Origin of the sequence: Streptomyces griseoaurantiacus, from assembly GCF_036189845.1 — a bacterium.
GTDB classification, from domain to species: Bacteria; Actinomycetota; Actinomycetes; order Streptomycetales; family Streptomycetaceae; genus Streptomyces; species Streptomyces griseoaurantiacus.
In genome coordinates this window covers 5,679,319-5,694,854 of sequence record NZ_CP108326.1, presented here as the reverse complement: position 1 = coordinate 5,694,854, position 15,536 = coordinate 5,679,319, and the positions used below count along the sequence as shown (strand labels likewise).

At 72.7% G+C, this 15,536-nt stretch carries 12 protein-coding genes; 6 read left to right on the top strand and 6 right to left on the bottom strand.

Annotated features, from left to right (window positions below; all coding sequences use genetic code 11):
- Window positions 1-12 precede the first annotated feature (12 nt).
- The 4 genes from OHB09_RS25315 to OHB09_RS25300 all read left to right on the top strand — a co-directional run bounded on the left by OHB09_RS25315 (window position 13) and on the right by OHB09_RS25300 (window position 5,588).
- Window positions 13-720, top strand: a complete 708-nt coding sequence (locus OHB09_RS25315; protein WP_328922573.1) for a response regulator transcription factor — start codon at window positions 13-15, stop codon at window positions 718-720.
- Entirely contained in the window at window positions 710-2,494 is a 1,785-nt protein-coding gene (locus OHB09_RS25310) for a sensor histidine kinase (RefSeq protein WP_328922572.1), read from the top strand. The genes OHB09_RS25315 and OHB09_RS25310 overlap by 11 nt, the downstream gene beginning before the upstream one ends.
- A gap of 97 nt (window positions 2,495-2,591) precedes the next feature.
- Complete coding sequence (locus OHB09_RS25305) at window positions 2,592-4,181, top strand: oxidoreductase (protein WP_328922571.1); 1,590 nt, start codon at window positions 2,592-2,594, stop codon at window positions 4,179-4,181.
- A 189-nt stretch (window positions 4,182-4,370) separates the two neighbouring features.
- The gene (locus OHB09_RS25300; RefSeq protein WP_328922570.1) at window positions 4,371-5,588 is read left to right on the top strand and encodes a PP2C family protein-serine/threonine phosphatase; all 1,218 of its coding nucleotides are present in this window, start codon (window positions 4,371-4,373) and stop codon (window positions 5,586-5,588) included.
- Between the two features lie 36 nt (window positions 5,589-5,624).
- Here the strand turns inward: OHB09_RS25300 and OHB09_RS25295 are convergent, their stop codons facing one another.
- The 4 genes from OHB09_RS25295 to OHB09_RS25275 all read right to left on the bottom strand — a co-directional run bounded on the left by OHB09_RS25295 (window position 5,625) and on the right by OHB09_RS25275 (window position 9,387).
- Window positions 5,625-6,461, bottom strand: coding sequence for an SDR family NAD(P)-dependent oxidoreductase (locus OHB09_RS25295; protein WP_191889732.1), 837 nt, complete (start codon window positions 6,459-6,461; stop codon window positions 5,625-5,627).
- Between the two features lie 478 nt (window positions 6,462-6,939).
- Window positions 6,940-7,515 carry a TetR/AcrR family transcriptional regulator gene (locus OHB09_RS25285; RefSeq protein ID WP_328922569.1) on the bottom strand — a complete coding sequence of 192 codons (576 nt, stop codon included), beginning with the start codon at window positions 7,513-7,515 and terminating at the stop codon, window positions 6,940-6,942.
- A 284-nt stretch (window positions 7,516-7,799) separates the two neighbouring features.
- Window positions 7,800-9,191, bottom strand: a complete 1,392-nt coding sequence (locus tag OHB09_RS25280; protein WP_319350623.1) for an amidase — start codon at window positions 9,189-9,191, stop codon at window positions 7,800-7,802.
- Complete coding sequence (locus tag OHB09_RS25275; protein WP_006142671.1) at window positions 9,178-9,387, bottom strand: hypothetical protein; 210 nt, start codon at window positions 9,385-9,387, stop codon at window positions 9,178-9,180. The genes OHB09_RS25280 and OHB09_RS25275 overlap by 14 nt, the downstream gene beginning before the upstream one ends.
- 125 nt (window positions 9,388-9,512) lie before the next feature.
- Between OHB09_RS25275 and OHB09_RS25270 the strand changes: the two genes are divergently transcribed.
- Both OHB09_RS25270 and OHB09_RS25265 read left to right on the top strand, forming a co-directional pair.
- Window positions 9,513-10,784, top strand: a complete 1,272-nt coding sequence (locus OHB09_RS25270) for an MFS transporter (RefSeq protein WP_328922568.1) — start codon at window positions 9,513-9,515, stop codon at window positions 10,782-10,784.
- 22 nt (window positions 10,785-10,806) lie between these two features.
- A complete protein-coding gene (locus tag OHB09_RS25265) occupies window positions 10,807-11,706 on the top strand; it encodes an MBL fold metallo-hydrolase (protein WP_328922567.1) in 900 nt (299 codons plus the stop codon).
- Between the two features lie 195 nt (window positions 11,707-11,901).
- Here OHB09_RS25265 and OHB09_RS25260 read toward each other — a convergent pair whose 3' ends face one another.
- Both OHB09_RS25260 and OHB09_RS25255 read right to left on the bottom strand, forming a co-directional pair.
- Complete coding sequence (locus OHB09_RS25260) at window positions 11,902-13,230, bottom strand: class I SAM-dependent RNA methyltransferase (protein WP_040896474.1); 1,329 nt, start codon at window positions 13,228-13,230, stop codon at window positions 11,902-11,904.
- Window positions 13,231-13,391: 161 nt separating this feature from the next.
- Complete coding sequence (locus tag OHB09_RS25255) at window positions 13,392-15,455, bottom strand: APC family permease (protein ID WP_093594154.1); 2,064 nt, start codon at window positions 15,453-15,455, stop codon at window positions 13,392-13,394.
- Between the last annotated feature and the right edge of the window lie 81 nt (window positions 15,456-15,536).

The window sequence follows — 15,536 nt, the reverse complement described above, 5'->3', positions numbered from 1 at the left end:
TATCATCTGGCCATGTCCGCATACGTACTCGTGGCCGAGGACGACGAAAAGCAGGCGGAACTGATCCGTCGATACCTGGTGCACGACGGCCACACCGTGACCGTCGCGCACGACGGTCCGACCGCCCTCGGCGAAGCCACCCGGCGGCCGCCCGACCTGCTGATCCTCGACTGGATGCTGCCCGGTCTCGACGGGCTGGAGATATGCCGCCGGATACGCGCCACGGGCGACACCCCCGTCCTCATGCTCACCGCCCGCTCCACCGAGGACGAGTTGCTGCTCGGCCTGGACGTCGGGGCGGACGACTACATGACGAAGCCGTTCCGGCCCCGGGAACTGGTGGCTCGGGTCCGGACCCTGCTGCGGCGCACCCGGCAGCCGCGGCGCGAGGAGGAGCGCCTGCTCAGCGCAGGTCCGCTCACCGTGGCCCCGGACCGGCACGAGGCGACCGTCCACGGCCGCCCCGTGCACTGCACCCCCGCCGAGTTCCGGCTGCTCAGCACCCTGGCGGCCGCGCCCGAACGCGTCTTCACCCGGACCCAGTTGCTGCACTGCGTCACCGACCACGGCAGAGCCGTCACCGAGCGCACCGTGGACATGCACATCGCGAACCTGCGGAAGAAGATCGAGGGTTCGCCGCGCAGGCCGGAGTTGCTGCTGACCGTCCACGGCGTCGGATACAAGCTCTCCGGCGGACCCGGGGGCCGGCGTGGGCTCTGACGTCCCCTTCCGCAACAGCCTGCTCTTCCGGCTGCTGCTCACCTCCGTGCTGATCTCCCTGGTGTCCATCGGAGCCACCGCCTGGCTGACGGTGCGCAGCACCACCGTCGCCATCCAGCAGGAGCGGGGCCAGGATCTCACGGACGACGCCGCCATCCAGAGCACCCTGGAGGGTTACGCCGCCACCCACCGGAGCTGGCACGGCGTCGAGCGCACCGTCCGGAACCTCGCCCGGTCCACGGGGCGCACGCTCGTCCTGACCACGCGGACGCGCCGGGTCCTCGCCGCCTCCCGCGAGTCGGCCGCGGAACGGCTGCCGCGCGGCGAGAGCGCCGTGATCGATCCCCTGCACATCGCCCCGTCCGCGGACCGGGACACCGGCGGCACGGAGCGCTCCTCCCGCATCGACCCCCGGGCCGTCGGCCCCTACCGCCTGCCCGCCGGGGAGCGGACGGCGCTGCTGCGGGCCGCCCGCACGGAGGTCACCTGCCTGCACGACCTGCAGAAGACCGAGGCGTTCATCGTGGAGGAGCCCACGGGCAGACCCGCACTGCGCGTCCGCGGCGCGCGCGACGTCGTCCCGCCGCTCTGCGCGTCCAAGGCCCTCGGCTCCCCCACCCCGACCGAGGCCGCGGCCCTGCGCGAACTCACCGGGCTCGTCCGCGCCTGCGGCACCCGCAACCATCTGCGCCTGCCGCGGCCGTTGACCCTCACCGCGGACTTCCAGGTGGGCGAGGACGGCGCCGCGGAGAGTTCCCCGGCCCTCGACGACTGCGTGGAGGAGGGCCGGCGGGAGCAGCTGTCTGCACACGTCGCGCCGGCGGCCCTGCTGTTCGTCACCGGTCCGCCCGGCCGGGCCACCGCCGTCTTCGACCTGTCCCCGTCCGGCACCCTCAGGGTCCTCCTCACCACCGGCCTGGTCCTGGCCGCGACCGTCGCGGTGACCGTCGTCGTGGCGACCAGGCTCGTGCGTCCGCTGCGGGCGCTGGCCCAGGCGGCCCGCGCCCCCTCGGGCCGGCACCTGCCCGTCCCCGTCACCGCCAAGGACGAGACCGGGCATCTGGCCGCCGCCCTCAACGACCTGTCCGAACGCCGCGAGCGCACCGACGAGCAGCGCCGGGTCATGGTGAGCGACATCGCCCACGAGCTGCGCACCCCCCTCACCAACATCCGCGGCTGGCTGGACGCGGCGCAGGACGGCCTGGCCGAGCCCGACGCGGACCTCCTCGCCTCGCTGCAGGAGGAGGCGGGCCTCCTGCAGCACATCGTGGACGACCTCCAGGTGCTCGCCGCGGCGGACGCCGGGACCCTGCGCCTGCACCCCCGGGTACTGGATCTGCGCGAGCTGGTCGAACAGACGATGAGCGCCCACCGGGCGACCGCGCGGGCCGGGGGCGTCGAGACCGCCGTCCTCGCCCCGGGAAGCCTCACGGTCACCGCCGACCCGGTCCGCCTGCGCCAGGTCCTCGGCAACCTGCTGTCCAACGCGATACGCCACACCCCTCCCGGCGGTCGTGTCACCCTGGACGCCCGCCGGGTGCCGGGAGCCGTGGCGATCGAGGTGCGGGACACGGGCTGCGGCATCGGTGAGGAGGACCTGCCCCGGGTGTTCGACCGCTTCTGGCGGGCCGAACGCTCCCGCAGCAGACGCACGGGAGGCAGCGGTCTCGGGCTGTCCATCGTCCGGCAGCTCGTGCGGGCCCACGGCGGTGACGTCCTCGTGCGCAGCCGGCCGTACGAGGAGACGGTGTTCACCGTGCGCCTGCCGTGCTGAGGCGCCCGGGGAGCACGGCCGACGGTGTCGCGCGCGCCCCGCGCCGCCGTTCCGCCGCACTTGTCCGGGCCCCCGGGCACTGCGATGATCACCGATCATGCGACTGGAGGAACTGGGCACGACCGAACGCCAGTTGTGGCATTCCTACGCCCGGGGCCACCGTGTCGCTCCGCGTCCCGCAACGCCGCGGGGCCCCCGGCCCTCCGTCCGCGCGGAGTTCCTGGCGGCGCTGCTCCTCGGTGCCGGCCCCGAGCCCGGCCCGGGCGAACGCCCGGCGCTGCGCCTGGACGGCGTGTCCGTCACCGGCACGCTGGACCTGGAGTTCGCCGAGGTCATCGCGCCCGTCGCCCTGACGGACTGCCACTTCGACGAGGCGCCCCTGCTGCGGGGCGCCCAGTTCCGCGAGCTCGTCCTCTCCGACTGCGTCCTGCCCGGCCTGAGCGCCGACACCGTCCAGGTCCGCGGCCGGATGGTCCTCTCCCACTGCCGGCTCTCCGGCCCCCTCGTCCTCACCCGCGCGGAGATCCACAGCGACCTGGACCTGAGGCGGACCGTGATCACCGCGCCGGGCCGCGACGCGGTCCGCGCCGTACGGCTGTCCACGGGCGGGGACCTGCTGTGCACCGGCCTGACCGTGCACGGCCTGACGCGGGTCACCGGAGCCGCGGTGGCCGGCGAGTTCGACCTGGAGGGCGCCCACCTGAGCAACCCCAGCGGCACCGCCCTGGACGCCTACCACGTGCATGTCACCGAGGACTTCACCTTCCACCCCGGCTTCCGGTCCGAGGGGCGCCTCATCCTGTCCGGCGCCCAGGTGGCGGCCGCCCTGGGGTTCTGCGGCGCCCGGCTGAGCAACCCCGGTGACATCGCCCTGGAGGCCGTCGACGTCACCGTCCACCGCAATGCCGACCTCGGCCTGGGCCTCACGGTCGAGGGCGGCGTCCAGCTCGACGGCACCCGCGTCGGCACCCTCCTCAGCTTCCGCGACGCCACCGTGGACCACCCTTCGGGCACCGCGCTGTCGCTGCGCCTGGTCCAGGCGCGGGAGACCGATCTGCGCACGCGGCGACCCATCGACGGCACGGTCGACGCCGGAAACGCGCAGCTGGGCGTCCTCCACGACGCACCGGACACCTGGCCCACCGGCTTGCGCCTGGCCCACACCGCGTACGACGCCCTCGCCACCCCCCTCACCGCCGGCGAACGGCTCGCCTGGCTCCGGCGCGGGACGGAAGGGTACGTCCCGCAGCCCTACGAGCAGCTCGCCGCCGCCTACCGGAGCCTGGGGCACGAGGACGAGGCCCGTACCGTCCTGCTCGCCAAGCAGCGGCACCGCCGCTCCGCGCTCCCCGCGCACGCGCGCCTGTGGGGCTACGTCCAGGACGCCACCGTCGGCTACGGCTACCGGCCCGCCCGCGCCGCACTGTGGATCATCGCCCTTCTCGCCCTGGGGGCCTCCTTCTTCTCCGCGCATCCCCCCGCTCCGCTGGAGGCGGGCAAGGCCCCGCCGTTCAGCCCGGTGTTCTACGCCCTCGACCTCCTTCTCCCCGTCATCGGCTTCGGGCAGAAGGCCGCCTTCGCGCCCCACGGCGGCGGGCAGTTGCTCGCCCACACGCTGACCGTCGCCGGGTGGATCCTGGCGACGACCCTGACCGCGGGGGTGTCCAGGGCCCTCAGCCGCCAGTGACGGCCCCTTCACGCACGCCCCGGCGGGCATGCGTGAAGGGGCCGTGCGGAGGACGGTCACGCGTCCTTCACGAAGGACGGCTGAGCGCGGGCGTTGCGGGTACGAGACGATGACGTCCGGTCGCGGGCACGCCGGGCACCCGGCGGGGACCGCTGTGCCGGCGAGCAGGCCGCACGGTGCGGGGGTTTCATGGCGGGTGATCGAATGATGTTGACGGATGTGCTGGCGGCGGCCGAGAACGCCGCCCCGGTGCGCTCTTTGGACGTGGTCGCGCGTGATCTTCGGGAGCGGTTCGGCGCGCGGTACGTGTCGTTCCTGTTCGTCGACATCGTGGGCAGGCGTCTGCTGCGGGTCAGCGATCAGGCGGCTCCCCCGCGCGAACACCCCGCCGAGCAGGTCTTCCTCGGTGACGACAGCGTCTACGACGAGGTGCTGCGCGGGCAGAAACTGGTGCGGACGCCGCAGGACGCGCACGGGCGCGGACAGCGGGTCCTCGCCCCGGTCACCAACAGGGGCGACGCCATCGGCGTCCTGGAGCTGTTCCTGACCCGGGTCACCGAGGAGGTGCTGGAACAGGTCCAGGAGGCCGCGCACGCCCTGGCCTACATCATCGTCACCGACCGCCGGTTCACCGACCTCTACCACTGGGGCAACCGCACCACCTCGGTCAGTCTGGCCGCCGAGATCCAGCGCCAGCTCCTCCCCTCCGCCTCCGCCTGCGCGGCGCCCGAGTTCGACCTGGCCGGGGCGCTGGTCCCGGCCTCCGACATCGCCGGTGACACCTACGACTACTCCCTCGACCAGGACCATCTGCACCTGTCCATCACCGACGCCATGGGGCACGACGTGGACGCCTCACTCATGGCCACCCTCGCGGTCAACGCCTCACGCGGTGCCCGCCGGGCGGGAGTGGACCTCGCCGAGCAGGCCCGCAGCATCCACCAGGCGCTCCTCGACCACGGCCGGCGCACCTTCGCGACCGGCCAGCTCTTCCGGATCGCCCTCGACGGCAGCCGCGCCCAGTTCGTCAACGCCGGTCACCCCTGGCCCCTGCTGCTGCGCGAGGGGAGGGTGCGCGAGCTCCGTCCGCGGGTGAACCTGCCCTTCGGCGTCCTCGGGCAGGGTGCCTACGCGGTCCAGGACCTGGACCTGCGCCCCGGCGACCGTCTGCTGCTGTACACCGACGGCATGCAGGACCGCGACGCCTCGGTCGTCGACCTGCCCGCCCTCCTCCGCGAGACGGCCGTCGAGCACGCGCGGGAGGCGGTGGGCGCGATGGTCGCCGCCGTCGCCGCCGCCTACGGGGGCCGGCAGCCCGCGGACGACGCCACCGTCCTCTGCCTGGACTGGTACGGCCCGGGCGACGCCGGCCGGTCCCCGCGCCCGGTCACCCCCTCGGGAGTCTGAGCGCCGGAACCGGAGCGCCCGCGCCCGGTACCGCGGTCACTCCTGGCCGTGCCCGGACTTCTCGGGGTCCTCCGGGTTCTCGGAGGGACGCCCGGTGCCCGGTTCCGCCATGCGCCGGTGGGCCGCCGCCTTGACCCCGTCGGGCAGCACCTTCCCGACCAGGCCCTGCGCCCTGGTCATCAGGGACCCGGTCACGGCCTTCCTCTCGCCCTCCATGATCGCCCTGAACGCCTGCTCCGCCACCTGTGCCGGATCGTCCTTCTTCGACGTGCCCATGCGGGTGTCCTCCGCCATGCCCGCCCGGTCGAAGAACTCGGTGTCGGTCGGCCCCGGCATGATCGAGGTGACCGTCACGCCGGTGTCCTCGACCTCCTCCGCGAGCGCCTGGGCGAGGGACTGCACGAACGACTTGGACGCGTTGTAGACGGGCTGGAAGGAGCCGGGCATCGTCGAGGCGAGGGACGAGGTGAACGCCAGCCGGCCTTCCCCGCGCATCACCATGGCCCGCAGCAGCGGCTTGGCCAGCCGCATCGTCGCCGTGACGTCGAGGTCGACGATCTCCTGGTCCTCGGCGAGGTCGGTGTCCACGAAGGCGCCGCCCCGGCCCACCCCCGCGTTGAGGACGGCGACGTCGACCGTCAGTCCGGCGAGCGCGTCCAGCAGCCGGAACCGTCCCTCGCCGATGCGGAGGTCGGCACGTACGGCGCGCACCTCCACGCCCGCCTCCACCAGCTCCCGCGCGGCCGACTCCAGCGACTCGTCCTCCGCGCTCACCACGAGGTCGTGGCCGTGCCGCGCGAACTGCCGGGCGAGTTCGCGGCCGATTCCGCTGGAGGCACCGGTGATCAGGGCAAGAGGCCGTGTCTCAGTCATGCGGCACGGGTAACCACCGCGCCCGGCCCCACGCCCCGCGGGCGGCGGCCACGACCGGCGGACCGGGCCGCCATCCCGACAAGGGCCTCACCGCGGTGCGTTCACCGGGGCGGGGCCCAGCGGAGTGGCGGCGAGCGCACGGGCGGTGCCCTCCAGGTCGGCGGCCGTGGCGCGGCCGGTCCTGTGCGCCCGGTCGCGGCCCCGCGAGTCGTCTCCTGTGCGCCCCGTCGTGGCCCCGCGAGTCGTCGAGGTAGTCCGGGCCCGGCCCCGGGCCCAGGTGCCGGTAGGTCCACGACCGGCCCGGGATCGTGTAGCCGATGTCGCACGGACGACCGTGGGCGCCACAGGCGCGTTCACCTCCCGCTCGACCCGGGAGCTCTCGTGCCCGTCTCACGGGGCCACGGGTGAAGTGGCCGGAGCGCCCGTCGGGACGTGGGCCGCGCGAGCGCTGTCGCGGGCGACGGAGACAGCCGCCCGGTCACCGGTCGCCCTTCCGGGGTGCACCGAAGAGCTCGGTCACGAGCCGGCGGGCGTACGCGGCGTCGAGCCCGGCCGGACGAAAGAGGATGCGATACATCATGGGGGCGACGACGCGGTCCAGAGCCGTCTCGACGTCAGGAGTGTTCTCCTCTCGGCCGGCGGCTCGGGCGAGAATGACGTTGATCTGTTCGGCCGCGTAGGCCGAGCACTGACCGGCGTTGTCGCCGTCCGGGTCGCCGAGCAGGGCGTCGCGAACATAGGCGCGGCCCGAGGCGGACGTCATCTCGTCGAGGAACTGCTCGGCCCACGCCGTCAGGTCGGACCGCAGGTCGCCGTGGTCCTCCGGTGCGGCGTCGGGTCGCAGCCGCTCCACCGCGACGTCGGAGAGGAGTTCCTGCAGGTTGCCCCAGCGTCGGTAGATGGTCGACGGGGTGACTCCGGCGTGCTGGGCGACCAGGGGGACGGTCAGCGCCTCGCGGCCCCTTTCCTCCAGGAGTTCCCGTACGGCGGTGTGCACCGACGCCTGGACGCGTGCGCTGCGCCCGCCGGGGCGAACCCTCTGCCTGGTGCTCATCCCACCAGCCTAAAGCACAGTCCTTGCGTTTAGCGGTTTTCCGTGCCCCCGGGCAGCATGCCCTTCGGTGGCACCGTGGCCCTGTGGCCGCCGGCCCTCGACGCGCTCCGGCACCCTCGGGTGACGCCGGCACCACCTCCGCGGCGAAGGGCGAGCGCCTGCCCGACAGCTGTGCCGGGGTCCTCGCCGATCTCGTCGTGGCGGGCATCCGGTCCCGATCTCGCCGGAGCCGAGCGGTGTGTGGGCCGGGCCGGAAATTTCCGGCCCGGCCCCACGCACCGCCCTCAGGTGACGGGTGCGAGCGATCGGGCGGGCTGCGTCCGCTCGTATGCGTGGCCCACCAGCAGCAGCGTCCGCTCGGCGAAGGGCCGCCCGAGCAACTGCATGCCGATGGGCATGCCCGCCGCGTCCTGGCCGACCGGGACGGAGAGTGCGGGCACTCCTGTGATGTTGGCCGGGGAGGAGAGGCGCACGTACGCGTCGGAGACGCTCTCGACCGTGCCGTCGGGCCAGGTGACGGTCTCCTGACCGGCCGGGACCGCGGCCATCGGCACCGCGGGAGCGGCGATCACGTCGACCTCCTCCAGGACGCGGGCCCACTCGTCGCGCATCAGCGTCCGGGCGCGCTGCGCCCGCAGGTAGTCGCCCGCGCCCATCAGTTCGCCGGCCTCCAGGAGGATCCGGACATCCGCCCGATACAGCTCGGGGACGGTACGCAGGGTGGCCTGGTGGTACGCGGTGGCTTCCGGCACCATCAGGCCCCAATGGACGGCCTGGATGTAGCGGGTCATCGGTATGTCGACATCGATGAGCCGAGCGCCGAGCGCCTCGAGCTGCGCGATGGCGCGGCGGACGGCGGCCGCGACTTCGGCGTCGACGTGTGCGAAGTAGTAGTTGCGGGGCACGCCGACACGCACTCCCGTCAGGTCCGGGTCGGGGTGCGGCCGGTAGCCGACGCCGGGCACGGCCACCGAGGCGGGGTCGCGGGGGTCGTACCCGGCGAGGGCGGTCAGGACGAGGGCCGTGTCGTCGACGGTACGGGCGATCGGGCCGACGTGGTCGAGCGACCAGGACAGCGACGTGACGCCGTGACGGGGCACGAGTCCGTACGTCGGCTTGAGTCCGACCACTCCGTTCAGGGTCGCGGGCACCCGGATCGATCCGCCGGTGTCGGTACCGAGGGCGAATGTCGCCGCGCCGGAGGCCACGGCGACGGCGGAACCGCCGCTGGAGCCACCGGCGATCCTCCTGTGATCCCAGGCGTTGTTGGTCTGCGGGGTGATCAGCCCGTAGGCGAACTCGTGGGTGTGCGTTTTGCCGATCAGGATCGCGCCGGCCGCCCGCAGACTCGCGGCGACCGTGCTGTCGGAGGCCGCGCGATGACCGGCCCGGGTCCTGGAGCTTGCCGTGGTGGACACGCCGACGACATCGATCAAGTCCTTGAGCCCCACCGGAATCCCGTGCAGAGGGCCTCGGTAGGAGCCCTGTACGGCTTCACGCTCGGCGTCACGGGCGGTCCGGCGGGCCTGATCGGCGAGAACCGAGACGTAGGCCGCAATGTGCGGCTCCACCTGCTCGATGCGGTCGAGGACCGAGTCGACCAGCTCGACGGGGGACAGCCGCCGCTCCCGGATCTCCTGCGCGGCGGCGGCGAGGGACAACTCATACGGCTGCATCGTGCTTCTCCTTCTCCGCACGGAAGGCACCGGCGGGCGGGGTGTCACGGAGATTCAGCTCGCGCAGGACCGCGACGACGGAGTGGATGTGGTCGGCGGTGGCCGCGACCGCCGCGTGGCGGTCATCGGGCAACGGAAGCCCGGCCCGGGCGGCCCAGCGGGCGGCCTCGGACGGTGTGAGTTCGGCGGAGGACACGGATTCTCCCCTGGTCGGGATGGAGCGACGAGGCGCACCACACTTAAAGCTAATGATTTGCTTTAGCTCGACTGTAGAACCTACCCTTCCTTAAGGCAAACGAGTTGCTTTAAGGAAGGGGTTCCATGTCCGACGTCGTGTCCGGCCCAGTTGCGCACTGCCCTGTCGGAGACAGCCGCGCCCGCGGGAAGAACCGTGCCGCCTCCTTCGGTCTGGACGCGTCCGTACTCGTGGCCCTCCTGGCGGCATCCAGTGCCCCGACACCGCTGTATCCCCTCTATCAGGACCAGTGGGGCCTTTCGGCGCTCGCCGTCACGGTGGTCTTCAGCGCCTACGCCCTGGCGCTGCTGTCAGCCCTTCTCACCACCGGAGCGCTCTCCGACCGACTGGGACGGCGCCCCGTCCTGGCAGGCGCCCTGGGCGCGCAGGCCGTCGCCATGGTTCTCCTCGCCTCAGCGGACGGCGCGGGTTCCCTGGCAGCGGCCCGCCTCCTGCAAGGAGCGGCCACCGGCGTGGCCACCAGCGCCGCCGGCGCGGCTCTCCTCGACCTGGAAAACCCGCGGCACCCCGGCCGGTCCGCCCTGACCAACATCATCGCCCCGGTCGCCGGCATGGCTGCGGGCGTTCTCGTCTCCACCCTCCTCATCCGCTTCGCCCCGGCCCCCGCCGTCACCGTCTACGCGTTGTTGGCAGCGCTGTTCACCGCCCAGGCGATCGCCGTCACCTTCACCACGGAGACAGTCGACCGGCAGGCGAACGGGGTCCGATCGCTGCGTCCACGGCTCGGTGTACCGCCCGCGGTGCGCCGCACCCTGCTGACCACCGGCACCGCAGTCGTCGCCGTCTGGGCACTGGGTGGCTTCTACTCCTCCCTCGGGCCGGCCCTCGTGCGCCTGGTGGCCCCCAACGCCCCGCAGGCGGCCCTCGGCATGATCTTCTTCACCTTCAGCGCCGCAGCCGCACTCACCGTGTGGGTACTGCGCCGCACCGATCCCCTCACCACCGCGATCGGCGGATGCCTCTCCGTCCTGCCCACCGCGGTCCTGACCCTGAGCGGTCTGCACGGCGCCGGGCTGCCGACCGTCTACGGCGGCGCCGCCCTGGCCGGCACAGCCTTCGGCGCCGTCTCACGAGGCGTGCTTCGGACGCTCCTCGACTCGCTCGACGAGCAGCACCGAGCCGCGACGCTGGCCGCCTACTACGTTCTGAGCTACCTCTCCATGAGCTTGCCCGCCGTCGCCGCAGGGATCGCCACCCGGCACTACGGGCTCAGGACCACCTCGCACGTCTACGCCGTCATCGCGGCACTCCTCGCTGCAGCGGCCCTCACCGCGCTCGCCGTGTCACGAGCCCGAACTGAGCCCAGCAGCAGTCCACGCAACCGGCCACTGCGCTGAAGAGCAAAGGAAACAACAGATCATGCAGACTCCCTCGGACACCCCCTTCCCCTCCTGGGCCGTGGGCGACATCACCGTCCACCGCATCGACGAGATACCGCTGCCGCCCGCGACCGGTCCCTGGCTGCTGCCCGACGCCACTCCTCAGGTGGTAGCCGGCCAGGACTGGCTGCGTCCCCACTTCGCCGACGATGACGGCATCCTCCGCATCGACAGCCACAGTTTCGCGTTCGCCGTGGACGGGCTACGCGTACTCGTCGACACCGGCATCGGCAACGGCAAGGAACGGGCCAACCCGGCCTGGCACGACCTGCGTACCGACTTCCCCGAGCGACTGACCGCCGCAGGCTTCCCGCCCGACTCCGTCGACCTGGTCGTCCTCACCCACCTGCACGCCGACCACGTCGGCTGGAACACCCGGAAGGTGGATGACGCATGGGTCCCCACGTTCCCCGAGGCGCGCTACCTCACCGCGCGCGCCGAAAGGGCGTTCTGGGCCGCCCACGACATGGAAGAGGCACGCCGCCAGATGTTCCGCGACTCGGTGATCCCGGTCGAGCAGGCCGGTCTGCTCGACCTGGTCGACGTCCCGGCCGAGGGCGTGCGCGTCACCCCGAGCCTGCGCCTGGTCCCCACCCCCGGCCACACCCCCGGCCATGTAGCGGTCGAACTGAACAGTCAGGGTGAAACGGCGTTGATCACCGGTGACTGCATCCACCACCCGGTCCAACTCGCCCACCCCGCCATCGGCGCCTGCGTGGACATCGACCCGCGGCAGTCCGCGACCACCCGCGGTGAACTGCTCGCTTCCCTCGCCGGTACGGACACCCTCCTCCTCGGCACCCACTTCGCCCCGCCCACAGCCGGCCGTGTCGTCGCGCACGGGGACGCCTACCGGCTGCGACCCGTTCCGACGACCTGACCCGCGAGCCGACGGGGCGCCGGGGACCGACGGGCTCGGGCTGACCTGCCGTCCGGAACGCGCGTCGGTCGAGCGTCAGGACCCTGTGTCACGGACGCGAGGCCGGGCCGTCCGGGCCGGATCAGCCACCTCGCATGACGGGTGGACCACCGGGTCAGCGCCGGCCACCCCCGACGAAGCCACGAAAACGGCAGCTCAAAGCCCCTTCTGGGCGGGCTCGAGAACAGCCACGCACTCCACGTGATGCGTCATCGGGAACAGGTCGAACGCCCTCAGCGACCGCACCCGGTAGCCGCCCTCGCGGAAGTACGCCAGGTCCCTGGCGAGGGCGGCCGGGTCGCAGGCGACGTAGGCGATGCGGCGGGCGCCGAGGGTCGTGAGGTGGGCGACGGTCTTGCGGCCGGCGCCGGCGCGGGGCGGGTCGAGGACGACGAGGTCGGCCTCCGTGATGCCGGTGCGCGGCAGGGCGGCCTCGACCTTGCCCTGTTCGATGCGGACGCGGTCGAACTCGGCGAGGTTGTGCCGGGCGTCCTCCACCGCGCGCTTGCCGGACTCGATGCCGAGCACGGCACCCTTCTCGCCGACCCGGTCGGCCAGCGCTCCCGCGAAGAGGCCCACTCCGCAGTACAGGTCGAGCGCGGTGTCGCCCTTGCGGGGCAGGAGTCCCTGCATGACGGCGGCGACCAGGGTGTCGGCGGCCTTCGGGTGGACCTGCCAGAAGCCGCCGGCGCCGACCCGGTGGGTGCGGTCGTCGGCGCGCTCGCGCACGAAGGGGCGGCCGTGGACGCGGTGCACGCCCCCGGAGCGCTCGTCGACGCGGAGCACGGAGACCGGGCGGTCCAACTCCACCAGCGGCAGGCGGGCGCCCGGCTTCGGGGTGAGGACGACCTGGCGGTCCTGGGAGCCGGTCGCGGCGATCGCCTCGACGGAGTCCATGCCGGGCCACTGCCGGCGCTCGATCCCGAGTTCGCTCACGCCGGGCGCGGCGATCAGGCAGTGCTCGATCGGCTCCACCTCGTGCGAGCGGTGCCGGCGCAGGCCCGCGCGGCCGGAGGGGTCCACCGCGTAGCTCACGCGGGTGCGCCAGGCCGGGACCTCGCCCGCGGGAAGCTTGTCGCCCTCGGCGGGGAGCACCGTGCCGTCCCAGCCGGCCTCCTCCGGGGTGAGCCCGGCCAGGTGCTGGAGCTGTTCGGCGATGACGTCGGCCTTCAGGCGCCGCTGGGCGCCCGGCTTGGCGTGCTGCCAGTCGCAGCCGCCGCAGCGGCCGGGGCCGGCGTAGGGGCAGGGGGCGTCGATGCGGTCCTTGGACGCCTCCAGGACGCTCACCGCGTCGGCGCGCAGGAAGCGGGCGCCCTCCTCGCCCTCGGTCACCCGGGCCACGACTCGCTCGCCGGGGAGCGTGTGCCGCACGAAGAGGACCTGCCCCTCGGACGTGCGTGCGATGCAGTGGCCGCCGTGGGCGACGGGGCCGACCTCGACCTCGTACTCCTGTCCCACCAGCGACTTCCTCGGTTCTGCCTGCATGGGGGGAGTACTCCAGATGATCAAGAGGGGGTGCGGCGGGGCGGCGCGCGTCCGTCCGCCGGTGGGCAACAGCCCACCAGTCTACGTGCCCGGCACACCCGCCCGCGTCGCCCGGCTCCCGGGCCGGCCGGCGCTGAGCGCCCTCCCGGGCCCGCCGGCTCTCAGCGCTTCGTGCCGGACTCCCGGTGGTGGTGGTCCCGGTGCTCCTTGGGGCCCCGGCGGACCGCGCCCGGCGCGTTCCACTCCAGGCGCCTGCGGGCGCGCACCTTGGCGGCCTCGGAGGACTGGAGCTGGTAGGGCACCGAGGTCACCATGACGCCCGGGGTGAACAGCAGCCGGCCCTTGAGCCGCAGCGCGCTCTGGTTGTGCAGCAGGTGTTCGTACCAGTGGCCCACCACGTACTCCGGGATGATCACCGACACGGCGTCGCGCGGGGACTCCTTGCGCAGGCTCTTGACGTAGTCGATGACCGGCCGGGTCACCTCGCGGTAGGGCGAGTCGAGGATCTTGAGGGGGACGTCGATGCCGCGCCGTTCCCACTCGGCGCGCAGCGCCTTGGTCTCCGCTGCGTCCACGTTGACGCTGAGGGCCTCCAGGCTGTCGGCGCGGAGCAGTTTGGCGTAGGCCAGGGCGCGCAGCGCGGGCCGGTGGATCTTGGAGATGAGGACGACGGAGTGGACCCGGGAGGGGCGCACCAGGTCGTCGGTGGGGACCGGCTCCTCGGGTGCGGCGATCTCGTCGGCGACCCGGTCGTAGTGCTTACGGATCGCGGTCATCGTCGCGTAGAAGATGCACATGCCGAGCAGCGCCACCCAGGCGCCGTGGCTGAACTTGGTGGCGAGGACGACGACGAGCACCAGGCCGGTGAAGAAGGCGCCGAAGGTGTTGATCGCGCGGGAGCGGATCATGTGGCGTCGCTTGGCCTGGTCCTTCTCGGTGCGCAGGTGCCGGTTCCAGTGCCGAACCATGCCGGTCTGGCTGAGTGTGAAGGAGACGAAGACGCCGACGATGTAGAGCTGGATGAGCCGGGTGGAGTCGGCCCCGTAGACGATGAGGAGCAGGGCCGCCGCGCCCGCGAGCAGCACGATGCCGTTGGAGAAGGCGAGCCGGTCGCCGCGGGTGTGGAGCTGGCGCGGCAGGTAGCGGTCCTGGGCGAGGATCGAGCCGAGCAGCGGGAAGCCGTTGTAGGCGGTGTTGGCGGCGAGGAACAGGACCAGCGCGGTGGCGGCGGCCAGCACGACGAAGAGGAAGCTGCCGTCGCCGAAGACCGCCTCGGCGACCTGGGAGATCACCGGGTCCTGCACGAAGGAGGAGCCGACCGGCGTGCCGCCCCGGATGAGGTCGACGGCGGGGTTCTCGGCCATGCGGACCTTGGTGGTCATGGCGAGCGCGATGATGCCGCAGAACATGGTGACGGCGAGCAGGCCCATCATCGCGAGCGTGGTCGCGGCATTCCTCGACTTGGGCTTGCGGAAGGCGGGGACGCCGTTGGAGATGGCCTCGACGCCGGTGAGCGCGGCGCAGCCGGAGGAGAAGGCCCGCAGCAGCAGGAAGACCAGGGCGAATCCGGCCAGGCCCTGGTGCTCGGCCCGGATGTGGAAGCCGGCCGTCGGTGCCCGCATGGTGTCGCCCAGGACCAGACCGCGGAACGCCCCCCACACGATCATGATGAAGACGCCGCCGACGAAGACGTACGTCGGGATCGCGAAGAGCTTGCCCGACTCCTTCACCCCGCGCAGGTTCATCAGCGTCAGCAGGACCACCACGGCGACCGCGCAGATCACCTTGTGCTCGATGACGAAGGGGATCGCGGAGCCGAGGTTCTCGATGCCGGAGGCGATGGAGACGGCGACCGTGAGCACGTAGTCGACGAGCAGGGCGCTGGCGACGGTCAGGCCGGCCCTCGGGCCGAGGTTGGTGGTGGCCACCTCGTAGTCGCCGCCGCCGCTGGGGTAGGCGTGGACGTTCTGCCGGTAGGAGGCGACCACGGTGAACATCAGGACGACGACCGCGACCGCGATCCAGGGACTGAAGTGGTACGCCGACACGCCCGCGATGGAGAGGACCAGGAGCACCTCCCCCGGCGCGTAGGCGACGGAGGAGAGCGGGTCGGAGGCGAAGACGGGGAGTGCGATGCGTTTCGGCAGGAGCGTTTCTCCGAGCCGGTCGCTGCGCAGTGCGCGCCCGATGAGGATGCGTTTGGGCACGTCGGTCAGTTTGGACACAACCGGGATGTTAAGGGTTCGAACACACGGCGCCCACCCGCCACCCCCGACGCGTCGGAGGCGGCGGATCGCCGATTCCCG

Excerpts from the sequence above, each read along its gene's own strand:
- OHB09_RS25305 (WP_328922571.1), top strand. The coding sequence starts at position 2,592 with ATGCGACTGGAGGAACTGGGCACGACCGAACGCCAGTTGTGGCATTCC.
- OHB09_RS25295 (WP_191889732.1), bottom strand. The coding sequence starts at position 6,461 with ATGACTGAGACACGGCCTCTTGCCCTGATCACCGGTGCCTCCAGCGGA.
- OHB09_RS25270 (WP_328922568.1), top strand. The coding sequence starts at position 9,513 with ATGTCCGACGTCGTGTCCGGCCCAGTTGCGCACTGCCCTGTCGGAGAC.
- OHB09_RS25315 (WP_328922573.1), top strand. The coding sequence starts at position 13 with ATGTCCGCATACGTACTCGTGGCCGAGGACGACGAAAAGCAGGCGGAA.
- OHB09_RS25265 (WP_328922567.1), top strand. The coding sequence starts at position 10,807 with ATGCAGACTCCCTCGGACACCCCCTTCCCCTCCTGGGCCGTGGGCGAC.
- OHB09_RS25260 (WP_040896474.1), bottom strand. The coding sequence starts at position 13,230 with ATGCAGGCAGAACCGAGGAAGTCGCTGGTGGGACAGGAGTACGAGGTC.
- OHB09_RS25300 (WP_328922570.1), top strand. The coding sequence starts at position 4,371 with ATGGCGGGTGATCGAATGATGTTGACGGATGTGCTGGCGGCGGCCGAG.
- OHB09_RS25285 (WP_328922569.1), bottom strand. The coding sequence starts at position 7,515 with ATGAGCACCAGGCAGAGGGTTCGCCCCGGCGGGCGCAGCGCACGCGTC.
- OHB09_RS25280 (WP_319350623.1), bottom strand. The coding sequence starts at position 9,191 with ATGCAGCCGTATGAGTTGTCCCTCGCCGCCGCCGCGCAGGAGATCCGG.